This window comes from Promicromonospora kroppenstedtii DSM 19349 (assembly GCF_000515355.1).
Lineage (GTDB): Bacteria > Actinomycetota > Actinomycetes > Actinomycetales > Cellulomonadaceae > Promicromonospora > Promicromonospora kroppenstedtii.
In genome coordinates this window covers 1-3,585 of the sequence record NZ_KI911572.1, presented here as the reverse complement: position 1 = coordinate 3,585, position 3,585 = coordinate 1, and the positions used below count along the sequence as shown (strand labels likewise).

Here is a 3,585-nt window from a genome sequence, read left to right as displayed (position 1 = left end):
GGCCGGGGCGCCGTTGCGCCGTACCCACTACCTGGGCTGGCGGCATGACGCCGATCTGCGCGTGGACCTGGAGGCCGTCGAGGGCGCGGCGCACCGCGCCCACCGTGACGCGGTGCGCCGCAGCCCGCAGTACGAGCAGTGGCTGGCGATGTACGGGATGCTCGGTTGACGGGTCGGGGTGGGCACTTACGTGGTTTGCCCTCCATAGGAAATATGTATGACCTGAGTGTGATCTGGGCGTGAAGTCCAGCTCCTCCTAATGTGGCAGTGCGGGTGAAAAATCACCCGTGGGTGGAACTTCACCCCCTCTGACTCAAGGAGTCGCTGGAGATGAGACGTACTTCCCTCCGGGGCGTCGCCGTGGCAACCGCCACCGTGGGCCTCTTTGCCGGCACCATCAGCGCCGTCGCCGCCGCACCGTCCGACGTCGACGCCGCGACCGCCGGCTACACGCCGGGCCTCGTCGCCGCCATGGAGCGCGACCTCGACCTGAGCACGGCGGACGCCGTGGCCCAGATCGAGGCGCAGGAGGTCCTGGCCGACACGCAGCAGAGCCTGGAGAAGTCGCTCGGCGCCTCCTATGCCGGAGCCTGGGTCGAGGGGTCGGACGCGCTGCACGTCGCCGTCACCGACGCCGCGCAGGCCGCCGACGTCCGCGCGGCCGGGGCCACCCCCGTGACCGTGGACAACTCGCTCAAGGCGCTCGACACCTGGACGGCGGACCTGGACGGCGCGCTGTCCTCGTCCGACGTGACCTCGTACCACGTGGACGTGGAGACCAACGAGATCGTCATCGACGTGGTCGAGGGCGCCGCGGCCGACGTCCGGGCCGCCGTCGCCGAGGCGGGCGTGCCGGCCTCCGCCGTCAGTCTGGCGACCGCGACGGAGCGGCCCCGGACCTACGCCGACGTGATCGGCGGCGAGGCGTACTTCATCGACGGCAGCGCACGCTGCTCGGTCGGCTTCGCCGTCACCGGCGGCTTCGTCTCGGCCGGCCACTGCGGTTCGGTCGGCTCCACCGCGAGCGAGCCGAACGGCACCTTCGAGGTCTCGGAGTTCCCGGGCAGCGACTACAGCTATGTCTCGGTCGACTCCGACACCCCGGTGGGCGTCGTCGACGACTGGAACGGCGGCACCGTGGCCGTCGAGGGTTCGACGCCGGCCGCCGTGGGCGCCAGCGTCTGCCGCTCGGGTTCCACGACCGGCTGGCACTGCGGCACCATCGAGGCGCTCAACGCCACGGTGAACTACGCCGAGGGCAGCGTCTCAGGCCTCATCCAGACCGACGTCTGCGCCGAGCCGGGCGACTCGGGTGGCTCGCTGCTCGCCGGCTCGCAGGCTCAGGGCATGACCTCCGGCGGTAGCGGCAACTGCTCGTCCGGCGGCCAGACCTTCTTCCAGCCGGTGGGCGAGGCGCTGAGCGCGGCCGGTGTGTCGCTCCTGACGAACTGAACCAGCTGAAGGCGCTGACACGAGGGCGCTGAGCGCCACCGCCGTCGGGCCGCCGGGCGGGTAGGGGAAGCCCCTACCCGCTCTGCGGCATGTCCGCATATTGCGCCGATATGTCCCAAACGGTATCTGGGAGTTACCTGAACGCGACCTTACGCTCTGTCGCACTGGGTGAATTCATTGCCCCGACGACAAGGAGTCGCTGGACATGAGACGCACATCCTTCAAGGCGATCACCGTGGCCACAGCCGCGGCGACGCTTCTCGCCGGCAGCATCACCGCTGCGACCGCAACCGCTGCTGCCGGAGCCGACAAGCCCGAGGTGTCCAGCTACGCCCCGGGCATGGTCGACGCCATGGAGCGCGACCTCGGCCTGACCACCTCCCAGGCCGTGGCCCGCCTCAAGACCGACGAGGCCCTGTCCGACAAGCAGCACGCCATCGCCAAGTCCCTCGACAAGGGCTACGCGGGTGCCTGGGTGAGCGGCACCGAGCTGTTCGTCGCGGTCACCGACAAGGCCGGTGCGGCCGAGGTCCGGGCCGCCGGCGCCAAGGCGGTCACCGTCGACCGGTCCCTGGCACAGCTCGACCGGCTGGCCACGAAGGCGTACCGGGCGGCTCCCGAGGCCGAGGTCGCCGGCGCGTACGTGGACGTCGAGTCCAACTCGGTGGTGCTGGAGGTCGCCGAGGGCGCCAAGGCCGCCGTCGCCGCCGCCGTCGAGCGGGCCGGCATCGCCGCCGGCACGGTCTCCCTCGTCGAGGTGAAGGAGATGCCCCGCACGTTCATCAACGTGATCGGCGGCAATGCCTACTACATCGGCGGCTCGCGCTGCTCGGTCGGCTTCTCGGCCACCGGCGGGTTCGTCACCGCCGGCCACTGCGGCGACGTCGGCAACGCCACCACCAGCCCCAGCGGCACCTTCCGCACCTCCTCGTTCCCGGGCAACGACTACGCCTACGTGAACGTCGGCACGGACGACACCCCCGTGGGCGCGGTCAACAACTACAGCGGCGGCACCGTGAACGTCGCGGGCTCGACGGCGGCAGCCGTGGGCGCCACCGTCTGCCGCTCGGGCTCCACGACCGGCTGGCACTGCGGCACCATCCAGGCGCTGAACGCGTCCGTCACCTACGCCGAGGGCACCGTCTCCGGCCTGATCCGCACCAACGTCTGCGCCGAGCCGGGCGACTCCGGAGGCTCGCTCCTGGCCGGCACCCAGGCCCAGGGCATGACCTCGGGCGGCTCGGGCAACTGCTCCTCCGGCGGCACCACGTACTTCCAGCCGGTGAACGAGGCGCTCAGCGCCGCGGGCGTCACGCTGATCACCGGTGGCGGCGGCACCACGCCCCCGACCGGCTGCGCGAGCCAGGAGACGGCGTTCAGCGGTTCGCTGAGCAGCGGCGCCTACACGTACAAGCCGAGCAGCAGCGGCTTCTCGGCGTCGTCCGGCACCATCACGGGCTGCCTCGACGGCCCGACCGGCGCCGACTTCGACCTGTTCCTGCAGAAGGTGAGCGGCAGCAGCTGGGTCACCGTGGCGCAGGGCATCACGTCGCAGCCCGACGAGAGCGTGAGCTACAACGGCACGGCCGGCACCTACCGCTGGGTCGTGGAGTCCTACTCGGGCTCGGGCTCGTACACGGGCGGCTACTCGACCCCGTGACCCCCGTCCCATGACGTGTCAGACGCTCAGGTCACCATTGTGGTCCGAGCGTCTGACACGTTCGCCGGGTCAGGGGCGCGCCGTGGACTGACGGACCAGGAGGAGCAGGGCGAACGAGCCCAGGGTGGCGGCCACCACGCCGAGCGCACCGCCCATGTACGCCGTCAGGTCACCGCCGATCGGCAGCGCCCAGCCGTAGCCGCGCACGCTGCCCAGCGCGCCGACGCCGAGCACACCGCTGACCAGGGCGCCGAGCAGCAGCAGGCCGGCCGCGCCCGACGACCCGGGCTCCGCGCCGAACCGCGGCTCGTCCAGGGACGACCGGGAGCTCAGCGCGCAGACGCCGGCGCCCCAGGCGAGCACCACCAGGATCCCGGCGACGACGTCGGACGGCCGGTGCCACTGACCGATCAGCGTGGACACGCCGGTCGCCGCCGTGTAGGCCGCGCCCGCCAGCGCGACGAGCGGGCGCC

2 protein-coding genes and 1 pseudogene are annotated in these 3,585 nt (G+C 71.8%); 2 read left to right on the top strand and 1 reads right to left on the bottom strand.

The window, feature by feature from the left end:
• Positions 1-330: 330 nt before the first annotated feature.
• Positions 331-1,452 carry a S1 family peptidase gene (locus tag PROKR_RS01050; protein WP_036958960.1) on the top strand — a complete coding sequence of 374 codons (1,122 nt, stop codon included), beginning with the start codon at positions 331-333 and terminating at the stop codon, positions 1,450-1,452.
• Between the two features lie 205 nt (positions 1,453-1,657).
• Entirely contained in the window at positions 1,658-3,112 is a 1,455-nt protein-coding gene (locus PROKR_RS01045) for a S1 family peptidase (protein WP_036958956.1), read from the top strand.
• A gap of 69 nt (positions 3,113-3,181) precedes the next feature.
• Here PROKR_RS01045 and PROKR_RS33350 read toward each other — a convergent pair.
• A pseudogene (locus PROKR_RS33350) lies at positions 3,182-3,585 on the bottom strand (phosphatase PAP2 family protein); the annotation flags it as partial.

Excerpts from the sequence above, each read along its gene's own strand:
- PROKR_RS01050 (WP_036958960.1), top strand. The coding sequence starts at position 331 with ATGAGACGTACTTCCCTCCGGGGCGTCGCCGTGGCAACCGCCACCGTG.
- PROKR_RS01045 (WP_036958956.1), top strand. The coding sequence starts at position 1,658 with ATGAGACGCACATCCTTCAAGGCGATCACCGTGGCCACAGCCGCGGCG.